Origin of the sequence: Streptomyces olivochromogenes (assembly GCF_021538895.1) — a bacterium.
Lineage (GTDB): Bacteria > Actinomycetota > Actinomycetes > Streptomycetales > Streptomycetaceae > Streptomyces > Streptomyces olivochromogenes_A.
In genome coordinates, this window is sequence record NZ_JADDRL010000070.1 from 19,168 (window position 1) to 39,523 (window position 20,356).

A 20,356-nucleotide genomic window follows, 5' to 3' on the forward strand; every position below is an offset into this window, starting at 1 on the left:
CGACCGTGTTCGACCGTGCCCGCCACCGCCTGTCCGACTACGTGGGGATTCCCCCCGAGAAGCCTGGGCGACGAGGCGGTCCGACATGCGGCGGCGGGTGCACGGCCTGCACGGCCAGGATGGTGCCACTCACCTCCAGCCGCTCTGGACGGTCAGGAGGCGAAGGCCCTCTCCAGCCTGGGGATCAGGTCCCGGAGGTCCTGTTCCCAGCAGCCGGCGTTGTGGTCGCCGTTGCAGTGGGTGCCCCAGGCGGAACCGTCGCCGTAGTCGACGTAGTAGTAGGGCATGCCCAGAGCGTCCATGCTGTCCTTGGCGTGCTTGGCAGCACCTTCGAGCCAGAACTCCAGTCCTACGTTGCCCACGTAGATGGAGACCCCGACTCCGGCGAGTCTGTCCATGTGCGCTGCCGGGTCGACCTCGTTCCACCGCCAGTCGGCGTTGAACACCGGGTAGGGAGAGCCGAACAGAGCATCGCTGTCCACGCCGGGCCTGTAGGGGGAGTTGTCGGGGTCACAGTATCCGGATGACGAACCGCAGATCGCGCCGAACGCGTCGGTGACGGAGGCGACGACGGCCAGCCGCAGATCCATGGACTTGGCCGACATGTCGGTGTCTCCCGACAGGGAGGCGGTCTGGCTGAACAGGTCGGGACGGTCCTGGGCGTAGTGGAAGGCACCGAACCCGCCCATGGAGACACCGGCGATAGCCCTGGCCTTCTTGGTGGGAATGGTCCGCAGGTTCTCGTCGATGAACGGGATCACCTGCTTGAGGTGGAAGTTCTCCCAGTTCTGGGCACCGAGCTGAGTCTTCTGGTTGAGCCAGTTGGCGTACCAGCCCCGAGCGCCGCCGTCCGGAATGACGGTGATCATCGACTCCGACATGGTAAGCGCCGGATAGGTCTGCTGAATCGGGTCGTCAGGCGAACCGTGCAGGAAGTACAGCACCGGGTAGCGTCTGTCCGGGTTGCCGTAGTAGCCGCTCGGCAGAATGATTTTGATGTGGTGCTTGCCCGTGACCTCGGGTGTGGTCACGGTGATGTAGAAATTGGTGGGACCTCCTACGGCCGTGTCGACCTGGGTCAGGCCGAATCCGTTCGCCATCGGTGGCGGCGCGGTGCGATCGGCGGCCTGTGCCGGACCGGCCGGCATGATCATGGCCACGGCGGCGACCATCCATGCCGCCACCAGTCGCCATCCATTCGATGTCCTTGCCACAGCGTGCCCCCTCGTGAGCTTTTTTGTCGTGCGGCGTGAGATGCATCGGGAAGCGGTGAAGCTCCGATGAACGAGCACGCCGGAGACCGCCATCGACGTTCCGGCATGCTCACATGTCGATCTCAGTTCAGGACCTTGACCTCCAATGCCGGTGAGGCCGCGATTTGCTCCTCGGTGAACCGCTCGGTCACCCACTGTCCCGCCGAGAACAGCTTGGTCTGATCGGCGTAGTGCGGCGAGTTCGGGTTGGCCGACTGTGAATAGGCCAGTACGGAGGAGGTCTGTGGCGGACCGTCTGCGGTGAACCGCACCTCCTGGATGAAACTGGACCCGAAGACCACGTCCAGTTTGCCGTCGACCTGACCGGGAGTGATCACGTTCAGCACGCCGAGTTCGCTGATCGAGCCGTGGATCGGGATCTGCTCACCGTTGCGGGTGATCTTCTGGATGTCCGAGAGCGGCGCGTTCAGCGCAATGCCCGCGTTGCGCAGCGCGAGAACCGCACGGCCCAACGCATCGCGGACGGCCGAGCTGCCCGAGTCCAGCGAGTTGGGCGTGTGCACCGGGTCCTTGGGGTCGAAAGGAACCCGCCACGGCAGTTTCTCGATGCCCTGCCCACCGAGCAGGAAGGACCAGTAGTACGCGAACAGCCAGGACCCCCGGCTGTCCGCCGTGTAATCGTGATTCTTCCAGGCGGCCAGGATCGGACATGCCTCGCTCACGTTGACCAGGTTGCCGTCCACCAGGATGGTCCCGAAGGGTATGTTCTGACACATCGTCACCGTGGAGTTGAGGGCCAGGTCGGCCGCCCTGCTCTTGTCGGCGAACAGCAACTGCCGCATGTTCTCCGGTGTGAAGCCCTTGCCGGCCAAGCCGTCGGTGCCGTTGATCCGGTTCTGCGCGGTCAGGATGAGTTCCTGGGTACGCAGCGACCGGGGCGCCGCCGTGTCGCCCATCACCCTGGGGAAGGACAGCGGCTGCTCGGGGTTGGCCAGCCAGGCGCTGTCGTTGGCGTTGCCCACGAAGTCGGACCGGATGAGGCGTGGCTGCCTGTGCGGGTCCAGCAGCCCTGGCGCGACCGCGTTCGGATCGTTGGGCCAGTCGCACTCGCTGCGCTTGCCGTCGAGGATGGAGACCGGCGGCACGTTCGGCAGGCGTAGCGGCTGATTGAACAGCAGTTTGCCGGTCTCGGTGAGGCACGACTGCGCGTGCGCGTCGGTGATGTTCGGGGTGGCCTGGATGTCCGCGTACAGCGCGTTGCCCTTGCGGTCGGAGGCGAGGGTGTTGAAGAAGGGGACGCCCTGCGTGGTCTCCAGCGTGTTGACCACGTCGTTGACGTCCTTGGCCTGGTCGAGATGGAACCAGGTGTTCAACGCCCGCAGGTTGTCCATGTTCACGTCACGCACCGCGTGGGCGCTGACCACCCAGGGCAACGGGACGCCCTGGATCGATGTGGTGATCGGGCCGTAACGGGTGGACCACAACGTCCTGGTGACCTTGCCGATGGAGCCGTCCGCGTTCAGCACGTCGACACCGACCTGCTGCGAGGTCATCTTCTGCCAGGTGCCGTCGACCAGGTAGTTGGTCGGGTTCAGCGGATCCACCTGCACGTCGAACAGCCCGAACGGCGCTACGGTGGCGATCGTGTGGCTCCAGGCGACGTCGTTGTTGTGCCCGATGGTCACAGCGGGCAATCCCAGCAGGCTGGCCCCTGAGACATTGATCTTTCCGGGGATTGTCAGCTGGCTCTGCCACATCCGGTTCTTGCCCTGCCACGGAAAGTGCGGGTTGGCCAGCATCATGCTGGTGCCGCCGGACACGCCCTGCGAACCGACCGCCAACGCGTTGCTGCCCATGCTCTGTTGACGGCTCTTCGCCATAGCGTCGCGGATCTTCTTCGCGGTCTGTGCGGCGGAGAACGCCGGCGGGGAGGCGGCCGACGCCCCCGGGGGTGCGGCGTTCACCTCACCGTCCAGCAGCGCATCGGCACTGCCCATGATGATCTCGGCGTGGGCGTGCCGGTAGACGTCCATCTCCGTGATCGGCTGCACCCAGGCCGCACCGCGGCAGGCCGGGTCGGAGATGTTGTTCACGCCCGTCTCGGCCAAGTACCTGTTGTATCCCCGCACATAGCCACGAATCGCCTCTTTGACCTCCGGCTCCGGCCCGTTGGGTGCGGGCTGCTCGACCAGCCGCTCCACCACCCGGTTGTCCTTGATCCGCTGGAAGTACAGGTCACTGTTGAGATTGGTGGTGGTGTTCTGGTGCTCGCCGGGGCTCGTCTTGCCATCGGGCCCCAGATAGCGTGACCTCTGGGCGTTGACCATCAGATACGTGTCGGCCAAGGTGCAGATGTTGTCCTTGGCCGCGGCATATCCGTAGCCCGTTCCCAGACCCTCCCAGGTGGAGGCGATGATGTGCGGGATTCCGTACTCGGTGTAACGGATCGTCGGCTTGTCCGGCCCCTGTTCGGCGGCCGGTGACCCGGTAGCCGCCATTGTGCTCATCATGGTGACCGCGGCCATGACCGCCATCGATGACCTCGATCTGAATCTTCTCCGCGCCATCGCGCCGTCCTTCCCCTGCGGTAACGGCCTTTGTCCGAACGCGGCCAGGCTAGGGAGAACCGATGAAATCTCGATGATGCCGCCGCGCCCCGGGGGGCCAACGCCGCCCGATGATCTACACGACCTCGAGTGACCAGTAAGTACGCAGGCGCTGTCACGTTGACTGGAGATGAGCCTGCATTGTCCGAGGCGCCACCCCAGCATGACCGCAGGCGTCGGCGAATGCCCGTCTTGTGCGCTGGGCGCCGTGGTCGGTGTGCACGACAGCGCCGCCGACTGGAGACACATGATGTCGCCGACGTACTTCGTGTTCACCACCGAGGCAGTGAAGTTGCGGCCGATCAGGTCGGCTGCCTTCGCGGCGGCCAGGTCCGCATACCTGCTCCCACGGTGGCCCCTTCTTCTCACCCCACCGCCGCCTCCAGGCGGTGAACCGGTATTTCATCGTCTTTTCAGCGCCCCTCGCCAGGATGAACGTGCCGCCGCGGACCGCCCGGACCGGTCCCGGAGCCGTGACATAGCGAGCGTCCCGTGATGCCCCGGCGCCGGCAAAAGCATGCGGAGGCACGGAACACCCAGCACAGCGCTCGCGGACCACATCCCCGACTTGACACCGCGTTCGCCGCGATGAGCCGACCTTGGAGGGCCGACCATGTCCAACCCCGCACGCCCCGACCGCCTCCCAGTCACCCGCAGATCGCTGCTGAGGGCCGGCGCGGGTGTCGCCCTGAGCGCCGGCGCGCTGGGCAGCTCGATTGCCGCCGCTCCCCGCGCCGCCGCGGCCCAGCGCGGCACACCCCTGTGTGAACAGCCGGGCGACTCGGCGAGCTCGCAGGGGCTGGGATCGGGGGATCTCGCCATCCCCTACTACCGGGAGCACGACAACACCTGGGGCTACGTCTTCGGCGACTCCTTCACCGAACCAGGGTTGCGAGGCGACTACCTCGGTTCTCCGGTCATGCTGAACCAGGCCGCCTTCGATGCCTCCGGCGCGACCCCGATCTCGTTCACCTGGGCCATGCCCACGGGAGGCGCCGCCCGGCAGCTCTTCGACTACCAGCACAACGCCGACAACGGGCACGGCTTCGAGGTGAGCCGCATCCCGAACGACTGCATCGAGTTCGGCGGCCGTACGTACATCCAATTCACCTCCGTGGAGGTCTGGCAGCCGCCCACGGGCTACGACGGCTCACGGATGTCCGGCGTCGCCTACTCCGATGACCACGGCGTGACCTGGCACGACTACCCCTACCACTGGGCGGGTGACACCCAGGGGGTGAACGAGTCTCCGTACGGGATGTGGTCGTTCGCGGGCATCGACCCCGACGGCTGGCTGTACATCTTCTCCAAACGCTGGAACGGCAGCCACCGCAACACCGGCGACGGCGGGGCGATCCAGCTCTTCCGCATCTGGCCGGAAGAGTTCCGCGCAGGCAACTTCGGAGCCCAGGAGAACTGGGCCTACCTCGACGGCCGCTGGCAGTGGACCGGGGCAGTCCAGCCTTCGATCATCCTGTCCGGGAACAACATCGGCGAGTTCTCGGTGAAGCGCATCGGCAGCACGTACTGCATGAGCTACTTCGACGTCACCGACTACTCGATCTGCACCCGCACCGCTCCCCGGCCCGATGCCATGTGGAGCGCGCCGAAGCCGCAGATCGTCGGCAACGCCGCCTGGCCGCCGAGCCACTGGGGCAAGCCCCAACTCCCTTTCCTCTACGGCGGATACATCCATCCGGGCAGCGCCGGCCCCAGCTCCCTGACCTTGATCGTGTCGCAGTGGAACGGGCAGCCCGACCAGTCGCCCTACCGAGTACTGCAGTACGACGGCGTCAACCCGTAGTCCGCATTCCGCAATCCCCCTTCGGCACACATCCCCGGCACAGAGGAACAGATGAGCGGCATCGGCTTACGACGCGCAAGAGCGGTCAGCATAGCCCTGCTCGCCCTCACGGTCCTGACCGCACTGAGCGGCAGCCCGGCGAGCGCCCGGAGTACAAAGCCCCTGAAGTACATCCCCCGCCCCCTGAACCACGCCGCCCCCGCCACGCTGTACTGCTCCGTCCCTCCGGAGCGGGACATCGCGGTCACCCGCAAGGTCTACGAGGTCGGCCAGCGCATGAACGTGTCCGAGAAGGTCATGCTCGCCGGCTTCGAGACAGGCTGGGTCGAGTCCCGGATGAACAACCTGTCGTGCGGGGACCGGGACTCGCTCGGCGTTTTCCAGCAGCGCCCCTCACAGGGCTGGGGCACCCCCGAACAGGTCATGGACGTCGACTACGCGGCGGGAAAGTTCTTCGAGGTGGCTCTGCAGATGGAGCCCGGCATGGAGGGCGGCACCGCAGGGCAGCTCGCCCAGGCCGTCCAACGCTCCGCATACCCGGAGCGGTACGACCAGGCGGAGGACACCGCCCGGGCGCTGCAGGACGAGGCGTTCCAGCCCTACGGCACGATCGGGGCGAAATACGACAGCATGGGCGGCCCGGGCAGCGTCCTCGGCCGGCCGGTCCGGGCGGAGGATGCGGCCTCGCTGGGCGGGCGCTTCCAGCAGTTCGAGCACGGGATCATCCTGTGGCATCCGGATGCGGCCTACGCGGTCTACGGCGACATCCTGAGCACGTTCTGGGCGACGGACGCGGAGCGGCGCTGGGGTTTCCCGACCATGGACGAGGCCGATGCCTCGCGGGCGCCGGACGGGACCCGGGGGCGCTACCAGTTCTTCGAGCGGGGGCTGTTCCTGTGGTCCCCGTCCACCGGCACGCATGTCGTGCATGACGCGATCTACGACGCCTTCCACGCGGCGGGGCACGAGAGCGTCCTGGGTTACCCGACCACCGACGAGATGGACGAGGCGGGCGGCGGCAAAGCGCAGCGCTTCCAGAAAGCCACCATCCACTGGAACCGGGACAAGGGCACCTGGATCACCAACAACTGAGCAGGAGAGCTTCCTTGAAGTTCCTTCACCGCACGGTGCGTCGCATTACGGCTTTGACGCTGGCGACCCTCGCGGCCACCTTCTGCGCAACACCGACCGCGAGCGCGTCAACCCCCGACGAGCCGATCGGGCGGGGCGAAGTGCTGGACCGCGCATGGTCGTGGATCGACGAACAGGTGCCGTACAGTCAGACCGGCTGCCACAACAATCAATTCGGATGCTACCGCCCGGACTGCTCGGGCTATGTGTCCATGGCCTGGCATCTGAGCAGCTCCCTCACCACCTGGAACCTGTGGAACGTCACGTTCGACATCCCGGCCGACGACCTGCAACCCGGTGACGCCCTGCTGCGGGACTCAGGCGGCACCGACCACGTGGCACTGTTCGTCCGCTGGGCGGACGCGGCCCACACCCAACCGGTGGTCCGCGAGGAGTACGACTTCGGACACGTGGCCGAGGAACAGGTGTGGACCGACGGGCTCCGCGGATTCGCACCCCGCCGCTACAACAAACTGGACGACCTCGTACCGTACGGCACCATCGCGGTCAAGTACGACAGCCTGGGCGGTCCGAGCAGCGAACTGGGACGGCCGATCCGGGGCGAACGCGATGCCTCGCTGGGCGGGCGCTTCCAGCAGTTCGAGCACGGGATCATCCTGTGGCACCCGGACGTGGCCTATGCGGTCTATGGCGACATCCTGAGTACGTTCTGGGCGACGGACGCGGAGCGGCGCTGGGGTTTCCCGACCATGGACGAGGCCGATGCCTCGCGGGCGCCGGACGGGACCCGGGGGCGCTACCAGTTCTTCGAGCGGGGGCTGTTCCTGTGGTCCCCGTCCACCGGCACGCATGTCGTGCATGACGCGATCTACGACGCCTTCCACGCGGCGGGGCACGAGAGCGTCCTGGGTTACCCGACCACCGACGAGATGGACGAGGCGGGCGGCGGCAAAGCGCAGCGCTTCCAGAAAGCCACCATCCACTGGAACCGGGACAAGGGCACCTGGATCACCAACAACTGACGAAAACCATCAGCACATTCCTCCTGACCAGCAGCGACATCACCCACAATCGTGCCTCGGGCAAGCCCTAGCGCGGTCTGCCGACTGCAGGTTCTCCGCCTTCGTGCGGGCGCTGTCACGTTGTTGTGTGTGGGTGTCTGACGGCGCTTCGGGGCATGGTGGGCTTGCGGTCCGGATTCGTGTTCAGGCCGTGGTGGGTCGGCCGGCAGTGTGACGTTCCAGGAGGTCAACGAGCCAACGGACGCGGTGAAGCGCGGCGGACCTCACGTCGCCGAGCAAGTCGTTCGCGCGGAGTTCGGCCACCAGGGCGTCGTGGGGCCCTGGACACCGCGACCTACGACGCCGGTCTCCTGGAGAGCAGTGCCAGCTTCGGAGCAGGTGCGGACGTCGGCGATGACCTGGAACTGGGGGCGGGCTCGATGGTGCCGGGACAGCGCCGGAGCCGAGGATGACGGCCTCATTCGGCTCGATGTGCTGGTCGAGGTCGCCAGGGTCTGATCACGGCCCACGGAGCCATCCGGTCCGTATGTGGTGGTCCCCGGTAGACGGTGAAACCAGGGGCGTATGGGAACCGTTTTCCGGTTGAGTAGCTCAGATCCATTCTGGACTTTCCGAGGAGGTGGGCCGGTGCCGGGCCTTGCGCGGATGCCGCTGGAGGGTGGCGGGGCGGTGCTGCTGGAAGAGATGGAAGACACACCGGCGTTCGACGGGCCGGTGAAGGCGGGCCGGGTCGGGGACGCCGTACGTGAGCTGCCTCGGACCTTGCAGGAATCGCTGGTTCCGGTGCGGGAGATGGCGCGGGCGGTGTTGGACCAGTTGCGCCAGGCGGGGCCGCGGGAGCTGGAGGTGGAGTTCGGGGTGAACCTGTCGGCGAAGGCCGGCGCGGTCATCACCTCCGGCGAGACGGCCGTCCATCTGAAGGTCCGCGTGGTGTGGGAGCGCGGCGACGCTGGGCCGGATGCCCCGTGACGAGCGTGACGGCGACGGCAGGTCGCCCGGACGACGAGAGCAGTCTCGCCGGGGCGGGTGAGCCGTCGATGTCCGTGTCGGTCTTCCAGGTGCTCGCGTCGGACGGCACGGTGGCCGGCGCGGGGTTCCTGACGGGGGCGGACACCGGCTTCACCTGTGCGCATGTCGTGCGCGACGCCGACCGGTCACCGGGCGGCAGGGTGGAGGTACGCTTCCCCCATCTGCCGTACGCGCCACGGGTGTTGGCCGAGATAGTGGCCGAGGAGTGGCGGGCGGCGGAGGCCGACGACGTCGCCGGACTCCGCCTCGATTCGGTTCCGGCGGGAGCCCGCGGCATGGCCGTGGGGACGAGCGCGGGGTGCCGGGGCCATGGGGTCTTCTCGTTCGGGTTCCCCGCCCAGGCGCCGCGGAACGGGCATTTCGGGTACGGCGAAGTCGGCGGCCTACTGCCCGAGGCCGACGGCGTGGGGCGGCTGCTCCAACTGACGAAGGCCAACGATCTGACCACCGGTTTCAGCGGCGGGCCGGTGGTGGACGAGATGACTGGCCTGGTGATCGGCATGGTCACCGCCATCGCCTCCCCCGACGCCCACTTGAAGGGGCTGGGAATCGCCTACGCCACTCCGGCCGAAGTACTGCGAGAGGTCCGTCCCCGGCTGGCCGAGTACCAGGCGTGCCCGTATCTGGGACTGGAGCCATTCACCGCGCGGCACGCGGAGTGGTTCCACGGCCGTGAGGCCGCCGTGGAACGGGTGCTCGCCGCGCTGGGCGGCGACCGGCGGATGCTGATGCTGCTGGGCCCCTCCGGAGCGGGGAAGTCGTCGCTGATGAACGCGGGTGTCCTGCCCGCCCTGGCCGAGGGAGAGATACCGGGCAGCGACCGTTGGCTGCCGCTGTGCGTCCGTCCCGGCCAGGACCTGCTCGTGGAGCTGGAGGGCGCGGGTCTGCCCGGTGCGGCCACAGACGGTCTGCCGGCCGCGGCAGAGGCCCGCCTGGCCGCCGCGCCCGACCACGACCGTCTGCTGCTGGTCGTCGACCAGTTCGAGGAACTCCTCACCCAGCCCGCCCCCGACTCGGACCGACGTGCCGACGACGTGCGGCTTCGGGCTGTGGACCAGCTCATGGAACTGGGCGCATCCCATGCCGCGGTCACCGTGCTCCTGGTCATGCGCAACGACTTCTACGCCCCGCTCGACGCCCTCGCCCCCGACCTGATGAACGCCGTCCTCCCCGGACTGTGCAACGTCCCCACGACCCTGAGCCGCCAGGACCTGCAAGCGATCATCACCCGGCCCGCCGCGGCCGTTGGCCTGCCTCTGGAGGCCGGTCTGGCGGACCGGATCGTCGACGACGTCCTGGACATCGACCCGGTGGCCCGGCAGGCGCCGGTCACCCTGCTGCCGCCGCTGGAGCTGGCCCTGCGTCAGTTGTGGGTACGTCGTCGCCGTGAGGACGGCCACCTCACCCACGCGGCCTACGAAAAGCTCGGCAAGGTGACCGGCAGCCTGACAGCCTGGTGCAACCGTGCCCTCGGTCAACTTCCCGCCAGGCAGCGTCCCGTCGCGCAACGGATCCTCACCGCGCTGGTCCAGACGGCCGACGAGGCCAACGGCATCCCCGCCACCCGCCGGCCCGTCGCCCTCACCCGGCTGCGCGCCCTGGCGACCGACCACGGGGCCACCGACCCCGACGCCGGCGCCGCCTTCGACGCTGTACTGGCGGCCCTGACCCGCTACCGCATCGTCGTGACCGACACGACCGCAGCTCCCGGGGCGCCTCCTGATGAACCGGCGGTGGAGCTCATCCACGACTCCCTCATCCGCGGCTGGGCCGACCTGCGTGACTGGGTCGCCCAGGACCACCAGTTCCAGGTCTGGCTGCGCCGCGCCACAGAACAGCAGGACCGCCACGCGCACAGCGGTCTGCCGGGTGACCTGCTGGACGGCTCGCTGCTCGCGGAAGGGGAGGAATGGGCGGGCCGGCGTTCCCTGCCCACCGAGATCAGCTCGCTGGTGGAAGCCAGCCGGCAGCATCAGCACTCGGCCCTGCGCCGCACCCGGCGCATCAACGCCAGCCTCGTCATCATGCTCGTCCTCGCCCTGCTCGCCACCGGCGTCGCCTACGGCCAGCGGCAGACCGTCATCGGCCAACGCGACCGCGCCGCGTCCGCCCAGGTGGCCGGCGCGGCGCAGTCGGTCCGCCGCACGGACCCCGAACTCGGCCGACGGCTGGCGGTCGCTTCGGCGCGGCTGGCCGGGACGCCCGAGTCGTGGTCGGCGCTGCTGGCCCTGCATGACCAACAGGAGGACGACGCGCTGAAGTTGCCGGGGTCCGTGGCGACGGAGTTCGATCTGGACGCTACAGGGGAGACCCTGGTGGCCGCCGGGGGTACTCGTGTGGAGTTCTGGAACGTCAGGACCCGGAAGAAGACCGGTATCTTTGTGGCCCCGGCCAGAGTCCATCGGGTGGACCTTTCCGATGACGGCAGGACGGCCGCCGTGAGTACCGAGGACGGGTACACGCGGCTGATCGACGTCGCGGCTGCGCGGGTCCGTGGCGCCCACGCCGTGTACCACACCGCCCGGGAGGACAGCGGGTACTGGCCGGGCATCGCGGTCAGCCCCCGGGGCACGTACCTGATGATCGAGACGACCGACCTGGACATGAAGTCCACGCTGGTGGTCCGGGACACCCGTACCGCCCGGAAGATCGTTACCGCGAGCACCCGTTCACCCGTCTTCCTCCTGGCCGACTCCTCGTTCTCTCCGGACGAACGCGTACTCTCCGTGCCCGCCGGCGGGGGGAAGGCGTTCACCTGGCTCGACCTGCGCACCAAGAAGAAGCTGCACATCCCCATTCCGTACTACGGGCTCAAGGCGGGAGACATCGAGGGTCCCGTGGTGTTCAGCCCGGACGGCAAGTTCGCGGCCGTGCGGGCCAAGGGCGGCAGAATCAGCATGTTCGAGCGGACCAAGGGATTTCCCAGCGTCGAACTCAAGGGCGCTGAGGACCCCACGGACTACAACTCCCTGTACTTCAGCCACGACGGCCGGTACATCGTGCACAACGCCGTCGTCTGGGACACGGCGTCGGCGAGTTCGGGTCAGGTCATGCGTTACTCGACCACGCAGAGCGAGTGCCATCCGGCGACGGCCCTGCGTTTCACGGCCGACGACTCGACGCTCCGGTGCGTCGGGGGAGACGGCGTGGTTCGTACAATCGACGTGAGAGACGCCACCAAACCCCCCAAGGAGAACGGCGGTTACTACGACGAGGGTGTGGTCAGCGGCGACCGGCGCACCCTCGCGCTGCACATCGGCGGCGACATCGAGATCTGGTCCCCGCTGTCGCGGACCAAGCGTTCCACCGTGGCCTCGCCGGCGGTGGCGAACTCGGCGGAGACAGGGATCCAGCTCAGCCGCGATGGGCGTCTGCTCGCCGTCCGCGCCGATACCGGAATCGAGATCTGGGACACGGCCAAGAAGCACGGATCGATGCTCGGCAGCCTGCCCATCGTCAAGAAGGACCGGCAGGATAGGCCGTATTCGCAGCGCTATACGCCCTACGTGACCTTCGCGTTCTCACCCGACGACAAGTCGCTCGCCGTCGAGGTCTTCACGGACGACGACGTCAACACGCTCACGTTCTGGGACCTGACCACCATGCGCCGGATCCGTGAGGTGCGTGCCAGGCTCGGCTACCCCGACAACGGAGCGGCCGTCTTCTTCCAACCCGACGGCAACAGTGTGATCGCCGCCCCGAACCTCGGCCGGGTCGCCTTCCCGTCCGGCAGGATCCTCGCCAAGGGCTCCCCGAGCCTGGACGTGGACTCCGCGAGTGAGGACGGCTCGACGCTCTACACCTACCCCCGCGGATTCCGGCCATTCCTCCGGTTCTGGGACGCGCGCACACTCCTGCCCGACGGAGAGGACCTGCGCACCGGTGCCGTGTCGCCTCCCCTGCTCACACCGGAAAGAGCCACCGCCGCCTCGGCTGACGGCCGGCTGTTCGCCACCGTGCACCAAGCCGCGCTCGGCTACCAGATCAAGGTATGGGACAGGCGCACCAACTCAGAGCTCGGCGTCCCCCTCACCGGCCCCCTCGACGACATCATCGCCCTGGCCTTCTCCCCCGACGGCTCGACGCTGACCGGCGTGGACCGGCACGGCAGGTTCTTCACCGACACCATCGCCCCCGCGCGCCTGATCCGAGACCTCTGCACCAGGTCCGGCCCTCTCACCAAACAGGAATGGAAGGCGCACATCCCTGACATCCCCTACCGCAAGACCTGCTGACCTGGTGGGCCGACGTCGAGGACTTAGAAGCCGTATCTCAACCGAACGCCACTCTTTTGGTCAGCCGCGTTGCCGTACACGGGCGCGAGGCAATCGCATGATACGGCTGGCGAGTTGAAGTCAACGGGCTCGGGCGCGTACGACAACGACAACAGGGCCTCCGGGAACTGCTCGGAATAGGGGCGCACCCCCGAGCCGTCAGGAGGTCCTGCCTTCATGCGCGTACCAGCGGAAGATCACTCGACCGGGAACCTGCCCTACTTGCACGATCCAAAATCAGTTGAGAGACGGCTTCTGAGCCAAGAGGCGCCTCGTGAAGCCGATCGGTGCCAGACCTGAGCCTGCTAGCTGCGCATAACAGCGTGGCCCTGTCAGACTTCGGCGTGGAGATCAACAGGCATCATCCGGATCGGATGCCTGGGTGTCTGCTGGAGAGAAGGAGCCACGATGCACGGGGGAAGGGAACCACGATGGAACCGGTGATCATCATCCTGATCATGCTGGTGGTGCTGGTCTTCACAACAGTGATCAAGAACATCCTCGTGATCCCACAGGCCAGCGCCGCGATCGTCGAGCGCTTCGGCCGCTACACACGGATACTGGGCCCCGGTCTGAACTTCGTGGTCCCGTTCATCGACTCGGTCAAGCATCGGATCGATCTCCGTGAACAGGTCGTGGCGCTCCCGCCGCAATCGGTAACCACCCGGGACAGGATGGCCGTCAAGATCGACACGATCATCCACTACCAGGTGGTCGACCCTCGCGCGGCCGTGTACGAAGTCAACGACTACATCACGGCGATCGAGGAGCTCACCCACACCAGACTCCGCCACCTCATCGGCGACATAGACCTGGCCCGAACCCCGGCTCTGCGAGCGGAGATCAACGCGGCGCTGCTTGGTTTCCTCGATGAGGCCGCCAGAAAGTGGGGCATCCGTGTCAACCGCATCGAGCTGAATTCCATAAAGCGGGCCGGGGAGGAGACGGCGCCAACCGCCCCGCCACGCCCCCCTCAGCGGGATGTCCGGAAAGAAGCAAAGTCGGGACGCGTGATCGGTGGTCGGTACCGTCTCATCAGCCGACTCGGATCTGGCGGGTTCGGGCAAGTGTGGAAGGCCCGCGATGAGTCTTTACACGTTGACGTGGCAGTCAAGGAAGTCCGACTGCCCAGCTCGGCTTCCGACACACAGCAGGTTGACCTGTTGGCCCGTGCTGTACGTGAAGCCCGCAACGCCGCGCAGCTTCGTGATCACCCCAGCATCGTGACCGTCCACGACATCGTCAGCGAGAGCGGAGCCCCCTGGATGATCATGCAATTGGTCGACGGGTACTCGCTTCAGGAACAGCTCGACGCGCAAGGTGCGCTAACGGTGGGCCGCACAACAGAAATCGCCGTGGCTCTGTTGAGAGCCCTGGACGCAGCGCACACGGCCGACATCGTGCACAGGGACATCAAGCCGGCCAACGTCATGCTCACCAGTAATGGTGACGTAATGCTCACCGACTTCGGTATTGCTGTACACAGCACCGACACCCGATTGACCGCCACCGGATTGTTCGTCGGCTCGCCGGGCTACGTCGCCCCGGAGCGCGTACGCGGTGGCGACGATGGGGGTGCCGGCGACCTGTTCTCTCTCGGGGTGACGCTCTATCAGGCAGTTGAGGGCCGCCTGCCGTTCTGGCCTGACAACCCGACGGCCGTCGTGTTCGACGAAGCCCCCCGTCCAGAGCGTGCAGGCCGACTCACAAAGCTCATCGAGCAACTCTTGGAGAAGGACCCAAGCAAACGCCCGACAGCCGCCCAGGCGCTGGCCCTTATCGAGAGGCTGTCTCGTAACTGATCTTGGATCGTGCAAGTCGAGCAGGCTCCTGGTCGAGTGACCTTCCGCCGGAACGCGCATGAAGGCAGGTCCTCCTGGTAGCCCGGGGGTGCGCCCCTATTCCGAGCAGTTCCCGGAGGCCCAAGACGGCCGCCAACGCGGCACTGAGGGAGCTGTCCGGCAAGGCACTGCCCGCCGACGTCATCGACCCGGCCTGGAAGTCCGTCACCTTCCTCGACGACCCGCTGGCCTCGACCCTCCACACCGTGGCGGAGCACACGAAGAAGGCCGACCTGCTGGACAAGCCAGACCTGAAGGGCATCTACGACCTCACGCCGCTCAACAAGGTCCTCAAGGCCGAGACCGGCAAGGAGGTCGACGACGCCGGTCTCGGCGCCGAGTAGCGACAGCCGGACCGATGGGTTCCCAGGAGGTGACGACCATGGCCACCATGTCAGCCGAGGCTACCGAGTCCGCCACTGCGGTGACGCATGCCGCCCGCGTCGAGCACGTCTCGAAGTCCTTCCCGGCGCCGGGTACGCCCGGCGGACAGCAGCTCGTGATGAACGACATCACGCGCGATGTCGCACCCGGCGAGTTCGTCACCCTCCTGGGAGCCTCCGGCTGCGGCAAATCCACCCTTTACGCACAACGTGCGGGAGGCGGTGAAGCTGGGACAGCGGGTGGTACTGCCGTCCTCCCGGCTACGGCGAATCGCCCGGGAGTGGACCGTCGGCATTCCGCAGCCACGCCGCATCGAGGACAGGGCGGTCGCCGAGCTGTCCGTCGAGATCTGCAGGACGCGGCCGCTCTGACGGGACTTGAGACCGGGCTCGACGCCCTGGACTCCGTCTAGGCCGACGGTACGCCGCTGCACGAGACCCTGATGCGCAAAGTGCTGCCCCCGGTCGTCGCCGTCGCGCTGGTGCTGCTCGTAAGGGCTCACCGGACCGCTCAGGAGGAGCGAGCGCTGCGTACCAGGGTGTCGAAGAGGTTCTGTTGGGAGGAATCTGTGGACGCGGTGTCCTCCGGATGCCACTGCACTGCGGTGAACCAGCTTTCCGCTCTGGGGAGTTCGAGGGCCTCTACGGTGCCGTCCTCGGCGATGGCGGCTACGGTCAGGCCGTTGCCCAGGCGGTCCACCCGCTGGTGGTGGTAGCAGGATACTTCAGCCTTTTCGGCACCCACGGCCTGAGCCGTCCGCGTTCCTGGTCGGATGGTCACCGGGTGCAGCAGATGGCGGTGCTCCAGGTCGGGGCCGCCCATGTCCTGGTGAAGGCTGCCGCCGAGGGCGACATTGACGATCTGCAGGCCGCGGCAGATCGCCAGCAGCGGGAGCCTCGACTCCAGTGCTCGCCGGGCGACTTCGAGGTCGAAGGCGTCTTGGAGGTCGTCGACGTCGTAGACGCTGTCGTGCTTGTCGGTGGCGCCGTAGCAGTACGGGGCGATGTCACCGCCGCCGGGCAGCAGGACGCCGTCGAAGCGGACGAGCCGGGCGGCGACATCGGTTTCGGCGGGGTCCGACGGGTGAATGCTCACTGGTTCTCCGCCGGCCCGCCAGACGGCCTCGACGAGCATGCGGGCGTTGGCTTCAGCGGCGTACCGCAGCGCGGAGGCGGTGGCGGAGAAGCGTGCCGGAATGGCTATCAACGGGCGCGTCACAGCTGGATCCAGGTGGTCTTGAGCTCGGTGTACTTCTCCAGGGCGTGCACGGATTTGTCGCGGCCGCTGCCCGACTGCTTCATTCCGCCGAAGGGGACGGTCAGGTCACCCTCCTCATAGCAGTTGACCCAGACCGTCCCGGCCTTCAGCGCGCGGGAGACCCGGTGGGCGGTGGACAGATCGGAGGTCCACAGACCGGCGGCGAGGCCGTACTCGGTGGCGTTCGCCAGTCGTACGGCCTCGTCCAGGTCGTCGAAGGTGAGGACGGACAGCACGGGACCGAAGATCTCCTCGCGCGCCAGCCGCATGCCCGGGTCGACGCGGTCGAAGACGGTGGGCTGCAGGAAGCTGCCGCCGGTGGCGGTCAGGACGCGTTCTCCGCCGTTGAGCAGGCGGGCGCCCTCGGCCCGGCCGCCGGCTATGTGCCCGAGGACGCGATCCAGGTGGCCCCGTGAGGCCAGAGCGCCCATCTCGATGGCCGGGTCGAGGGGATCGCCGACCTTGAGTTCCCGCGCCCGCCGGACCACTGCGTCGGTGACCTGCTCGGCGATCGAGGAGTGCACCAGGAGCCGTGAGGGGGCGGTGCACATCTCACCCTGGTTGAAGAAGATGCCCCAGGCGGCGGTGGCCGCGGCCTTCTCCAGGTCGGGCGCGTCGGGGAGGACGATGTTGGGCGACTTGCCACCCAGCTCCAGCCAGACCCGCTTGAGGTTGGAGTCGGCCGCGTAGCGCAGGAAGTGGCGGCCGACGGCGGTGGAGCCGGTGAAGGCCAGAACGTCGACGTCCGGGTGCAGGCCGATCGCCCGTCCGGCGGTCGGGCCGTCACCGGTGACGACGTTGAGGACGCCCGGGGGTAGGCCGGCATCGGTGCCGATCCTGCCGAGCAGCAGGGCCGACAGGGGGGACGACTCGGACGGCTTCAGGACGACGGTGCACCCTGCGGCGAGGGCGGGGGCGACTTTCCAGCTCGCCAGGGTGAGCGGGAAGTTCCAAGGTACGACCGCGCCGACCACGCCGGCTGGCTCCCGGGTGACGAGGGCGAGGGTGTCGGGGGCGGTGTGCGGGGACTCGTCGGTGAGCTTGTCGGCCAGTTGCCCGTACCAGCGGAAGGTGGTGATGGCGGCGCGCAGTTCGATGTCGTACGCGTCGGTGATCGGCTTGCCCATCTCCAGGCTGATGGTGAGGGCGAGCTGCTCGCGTCGCTCCTCGAGGAGTTCGGCGATCCGCAACAGGATCCGGCCGCGGTCGGCGGGGGCCAGGCGTGGCCAGGGGCCGGAGTCGAAGGCGCGGCGGGCGGCCGCGACCGCGAGATCGACCTCGGCCTCGCCCGCGTCGGGGACATGGGTGAGGACCTGTCCGTCGCGGGGCGCGACGACGGCGAAGGCCGCGCCGCCGCCGCTTTCGGATCGGCCGTCGATGTGGTGCTGGGTGGGCAGGCCGAGTTCCCTGGCCCGAATCAGCAGTTCTTCGTGGGTGACGTTGCGCATGGGTGTCTCCGTACGGCCCGTCACTCGGCGCCGGAGGTGCCGGTCTCGAGGAGCCGCCCGCCGTCCCACACGACGCCGACCTGCCGGTAGTACGCGCCGATCGGCTCACGGATCTCCAGACGGGCCAGCTCCTCGGTGGGCGACTCGAACAGTTCCAGCTCGGCGTCGCCGACCCAGGGTCGACCGCCCTCGAAGGAGGCCGCTCCGGACTCGATCAGCTCGTCCAGCGCGAGCCCCTCGCCTTTCTCGATGGACGGCAGCCAGCGGTGGTGGACCATCGGACGGGCGTTGACGAAGCCATTCGCCTCTGACGGCTCGCGCAGCGTCACCACGGCCTGCGCGAGGCGCCGGTCGGCGGCGGCGAGGGTCGCGCCGAACCGTGCCCCGGCCTCGATACGGGGCGCCGGCCCGTAGGGGTGCGGGTGAGTCTGGTGGATGGAGCCGAGCTTCTTCGGATAGCCCTGGTGCAGTCCGCGGGCGATCGCGAAGTCCTTGTCGACCCAGATGTACACGCAGCGTGTGTAGGTCTGGCCCTTGTACTTGCAGCGGACAACAGCGAACGCCTCCTTGTACTGGGAGCGCACCGGGTCCAGCAGTTCCTCCCCCGACGCCGAGCAGGACTGCCAGTCGGCCCAGATCAGCGCCACCGCGCCGGGGTCCTCGTCGGCGAGCTCCAGCGGCTCGGGCAGCAGTTCGCGCACCCGGGCAGGGTCGGTGCGGTACTCCACGGTCAGCAGGTCGCCGGAGTACCGCCAGGGCGGGGAGGGGATGAGCGACGAGGCGCCCGTCGCCGTCTTGGGGTGGAAGTAGCCACGGACACGGGCCATGTCGTCATGCTCCAGAAGGGTTCGGCAGAGGCGGCGACGCCACCTGCGGCGGATGGGGAAGAGAGGATCAGCCGACGCGTGAGGTCATGGGCCGGGTGCCCGGGGTTCCGGCTCTCCGCGGCAGGGCGGCCGTGGGCCGGTGGCACCCGGGACGGTCATGAACGGGCGAGCCGCTCCAGCCGTTCGTGCAGGTGCTCGACGTAGGTCTCGGACTCGGGCTTCATCAGCACGCTGCGCAGGATCCGCGCGCCGGCGGCGTCCGCGGTGATCTTCGGATGGCGTGCGGTGAAGCGCTCGGCGCCCACGCGGAGGGTGCTGAGGAAAACCGGGTCCTCGCTGTCGGTCATCCCCTCTTGCAGGATGCGGTTGCTGGCCGCATCGATCTCGGAGAGGGTGTGGCCGGCCGTCAGCGGGAAGTAGCTGACGATGTCCAGCTGCGGGGGCTGGTAGAGCTCCAGGTACTCGGATCCCTCGATCAGTTCTGACCAGTGCAGTGCCGCACGCCGGCCGGCCGCCAGCACTTGGCCCAGTCCCTGGCGGGTGGGCGGCAGCAGCTGGAAGGTGAGCCACAGTGCGGCGGCCGCCGCACCGGCGCGGGAACACTCCAGGCTGATCTCGCCCAGGTGCAGTTCCTCAGAGGTGAAGTAGGTGTACGGCGAGTCGTGCAGGTAGAACCGGCCGACGGAGGGGTCGCGGAAGAGGACGGCGCCGCAGCCGTAGGGCTGCAGACCGTGCTTGTGCGGGTCCACCACGATCGAGTCGGCCCGGGCGACGGCCTGCCAGGGCTCGGCCGGCAGGCCCTCGGGGCCGTCCGCGCCGGCCAGCAGCGTGAAGAAGCCGCCGTAGGCGGCGTCGACGTGGATCCGCACGCCGTAGCGCTCCCGCAGTGCCAGCGCGTCGTGGACCGGCTCGATGGCGCCAAGCCCGGTGGTGCCGGCGGTGAGTACGACGGTGCCGACCCGCCCGCCGCGCAGCAGCTCCTCCAGCGCATCGAGGTCCATGCGGCCAAGGCTGTCGGTGGGGACGGGGAAGCCTTCCACGCCGAGAACGCCGCACATCCGGCCGTGCGTGTAGTGGGCCTCGGTGCTGTACGCGATGCCCTTGCCGGGGTGCAGTTCGCGGGCGACGAAGAGGGCTTCGAGGTTGGCGATGGTGCCGCTGGTGGTCAGGTGGCCCAGGTGGGTGTCGTAACCGAACATGGTGGCCAGTTGCTGGACCACCTCACGTTCCATCGCGGCGGTGGCCGGCCCGCCGTCCAGGGCGTGGTTGTTCGGGTTGATCAGCATCGCGGTCAGTTGGCCCACGACGGCCGCTGGATGCGGTGGCTTGAGCATCTGGCCCGCGTAGCGGGGATGGAAGAAGGGGTAGTTGTCCTTCAGACGCTCGGTGAAGACCTCGAACGCGGCCGCAAACCGACTGTCGTCGACGGCCAGCGCCGGGTGCGGGTCGAAGGGGCCGAAGGTCTTCGCCCACTCGGCGTTCGACGCGACCGCCGCGGTCAGCCACTTGTTCAGATCCATCTCGTCACACTTCCTTCATCTCGCCTGTTCATGTGGTG

The 20,356-nt window shown here is 67.9% G+C and carries 12 protein-coding genes and 2 pseudogenes; 8 read left to right on the plus strand and 6 right to left on the minus strand.

Features of this window, described 5'->3' with window-relative positions:
* Positions 1-152: 152 nt before the first annotated feature.
* Together IPZ69_RS30000 and IPZ69_RS30005 are read right to left on the minus strand one after the other, a co-directional pair.
* Entirely contained in the window at positions 153-1,172 is a 1,020-nt protein-coding gene (locus IPZ69_RS30000; RefSeq protein WP_235457791.1) for an alpha/beta hydrolase, read from the minus strand.
* 164 nt (positions 1,173-1,336) lie between these two features.
* Complete coding sequence (locus IPZ69_RS30005; RefSeq protein ID WP_445330181.1) at positions 1,337-4,099, minus strand: penicillin acylase family protein; 2,763 nt, start codon at positions 4,097-4,099, stop codon at positions 1,337-1,339.
* Positions 4,100-4,433: 334 nt separating this feature from the next.
* On the opposite strand from IPZ69_RS30005, the gene IPZ69_RS30010 reads away from it, so the two are divergent.
* From IPZ69_RS30010 to IPZ69_RS30045, 8 genes and pseudogenes are all read left to right on the plus strand, one after another.
* The gene (locus IPZ69_RS30010; protein WP_235457765.1) at positions 4,434-5,624 is read left to right on the plus strand and encodes a DUF4185 domain-containing protein; all 1,191 of its coding nucleotides are present in this window, start codon (positions 4,434-4,436) and stop codon (positions 5,622-5,624) included.
* Between the two features lie 51 nt (positions 5,625-5,675).
* A complete protein-coding gene (locus IPZ69_RS30015) occupies positions 5,676-6,716 on the plus strand; it encodes an LGFP repeat-containing protein (protein WP_235457766.1) in 1,041 nt (346 codons plus the stop codon).
* A 14-nt stretch (positions 6,717-6,730) separates the two neighbouring features.
* Positions 6,731-7,738, plus strand: a complete 1,008-nt coding sequence (locus IPZ69_RS30020; protein ID WP_308407560.1) for a hypothetical protein — start codon at positions 6,731-6,733, stop codon at positions 7,736-7,738.
* A gap of 627 nt (positions 7,739-8,365) precedes the next feature.
* Positions 8,366-8,707 (plus strand): CU044_2847 family protein, encoded by a 342-nt coding sequence (locus IPZ69_RS30025; protein ID WP_235457768.1) that lies wholly within the window; start codon positions 8,366-8,368, stop codon positions 8,705-8,707.
* Positions 8,704-13,002 (plus strand): nSTAND1 domain-containing NTPase, encoded by a 4,299-nt coding sequence (locus IPZ69_RS30030; protein ID WP_235457770.1) that lies wholly within the window; start codon positions 8,704-8,706, stop codon positions 13,000-13,002. Before IPZ69_RS30025 ends, IPZ69_RS30030 begins: the two co-directional genes overlap by 4 nt.
* 479 nt (positions 13,003-13,481) lie before the next feature.
* Positions 13,482-14,843: a protein kinase domain-containing protein gene (locus IPZ69_RS30035; protein WP_235457771.1), complete on the plus strand. Its 1,362-nt coding sequence runs from the start codon at positions 13,482-13,484 to the stop codon at positions 14,841-14,843.
* A 122-nt stretch (positions 14,844-14,965) separates the two neighbouring features.
* Positions 14,966-15,226 (plus strand): annotated as a pseudogene (locus tag IPZ69_RS30040) (sulfate ABC transporter substrate-binding protein); the annotation flags it as partial.
* A gap of 38 nt (positions 15,227-15,264) precedes the next feature.
* Positions 15,265-15,637: pseudogene (locus IPZ69_RS30045) on the plus strand (ATP-binding cassette domain-containing protein).
* A 139-nt stretch (positions 15,638-15,776) separates the two neighbouring features.
* Here IPZ69_RS30045 and IPZ69_RS30055 read toward each other — a convergent pair.
* The 4 genes from IPZ69_RS30055 to IPZ69_RS30070 all read right to left on the minus strand — a co-directional run bounded on the left by IPZ69_RS30055 (position 15,777) and on the right by IPZ69_RS30070 (position 20,318).
* Complete coding sequence (locus IPZ69_RS30055; protein ID WP_235457772.1) at positions 15,777-16,484, minus strand: gamma-glutamyl-gamma-aminobutyrate hydrolase family protein; 708 nt, start codon at positions 16,482-16,484, stop codon at positions 15,777-15,779.
* The gene (locus IPZ69_RS30060; RefSeq protein WP_235457773.1) at positions 16,481-17,971 is read right to left on the minus strand and encodes an aldehyde dehydrogenase; all 1,491 of its coding nucleotides are present in this window, start codon (positions 17,969-17,971) and stop codon (positions 16,481-16,483) included. The genes IPZ69_RS30055 and IPZ69_RS30060 overlap by 4 nt, the downstream gene beginning before the upstream one ends.
* A gap of 20 nt (positions 17,972-17,991) precedes the next feature.
* Positions 17,992-18,798: an acetoacetate decarboxylase family protein gene (locus IPZ69_RS30065; RefSeq protein ID WP_235457774.1), complete on the minus strand. Its 807-nt coding sequence runs from the start codon at positions 18,796-18,798 to the stop codon at positions 17,992-17,994.
* 155 nt (positions 18,799-18,953) lie between these two features.
* Positions 18,954-20,318: a pyridoxal phosphate-dependent decarboxylase family protein gene (locus IPZ69_RS30070; protein WP_235457775.1), complete on the minus strand. Its 1,365-nt coding sequence runs from the start codon at positions 20,316-20,318 to the stop codon at positions 18,954-18,956.
* Positions 20,319-20,356: the final 38 nt, after the last annotated feature.

Coding starts and splice junctions, on each gene's coding strand:
- IPZ69_RS30000 (WP_235457791.1), bottom strand. CDS start 1,172: ATGGTCGCCGCCGTGGCCATGATCATGCCGGCCGGTCCGGCACAGGCC.
- IPZ69_RS30010 (WP_235457765.1), top strand. CDS start 4,434: ATGTCCAACCCCGCACGCCCCGACCGCCTCCCAGTCACCCGCAGATCG.
- IPZ69_RS30015 (WP_235457766.1), top strand. CDS start 5,676: ATGAGCGGCATCGGCTTACGACGCGCAAGAGCGGTCAGCATAGCCCTG.
- IPZ69_RS30060 (WP_235457773.1), bottom strand. CDS start 17,971: ATGCGCAACGTCACCCACGAAGAACTGCTGATTCGGGCCAGGGAACTC.
- IPZ69_RS30065 (WP_235457774.1), bottom strand. CDS start 18,798: ATGGCCCGTGTCCGTGGCTACTTCCACCCCAAGACGGCGACGGGCGCC.
- IPZ69_RS30070 (WP_235457775.1), bottom strand. CDS start 20,318: ATGGATCTGAACAAGTGGCTGACCGCGGCGGTCGCGTCGAACGCCGAG.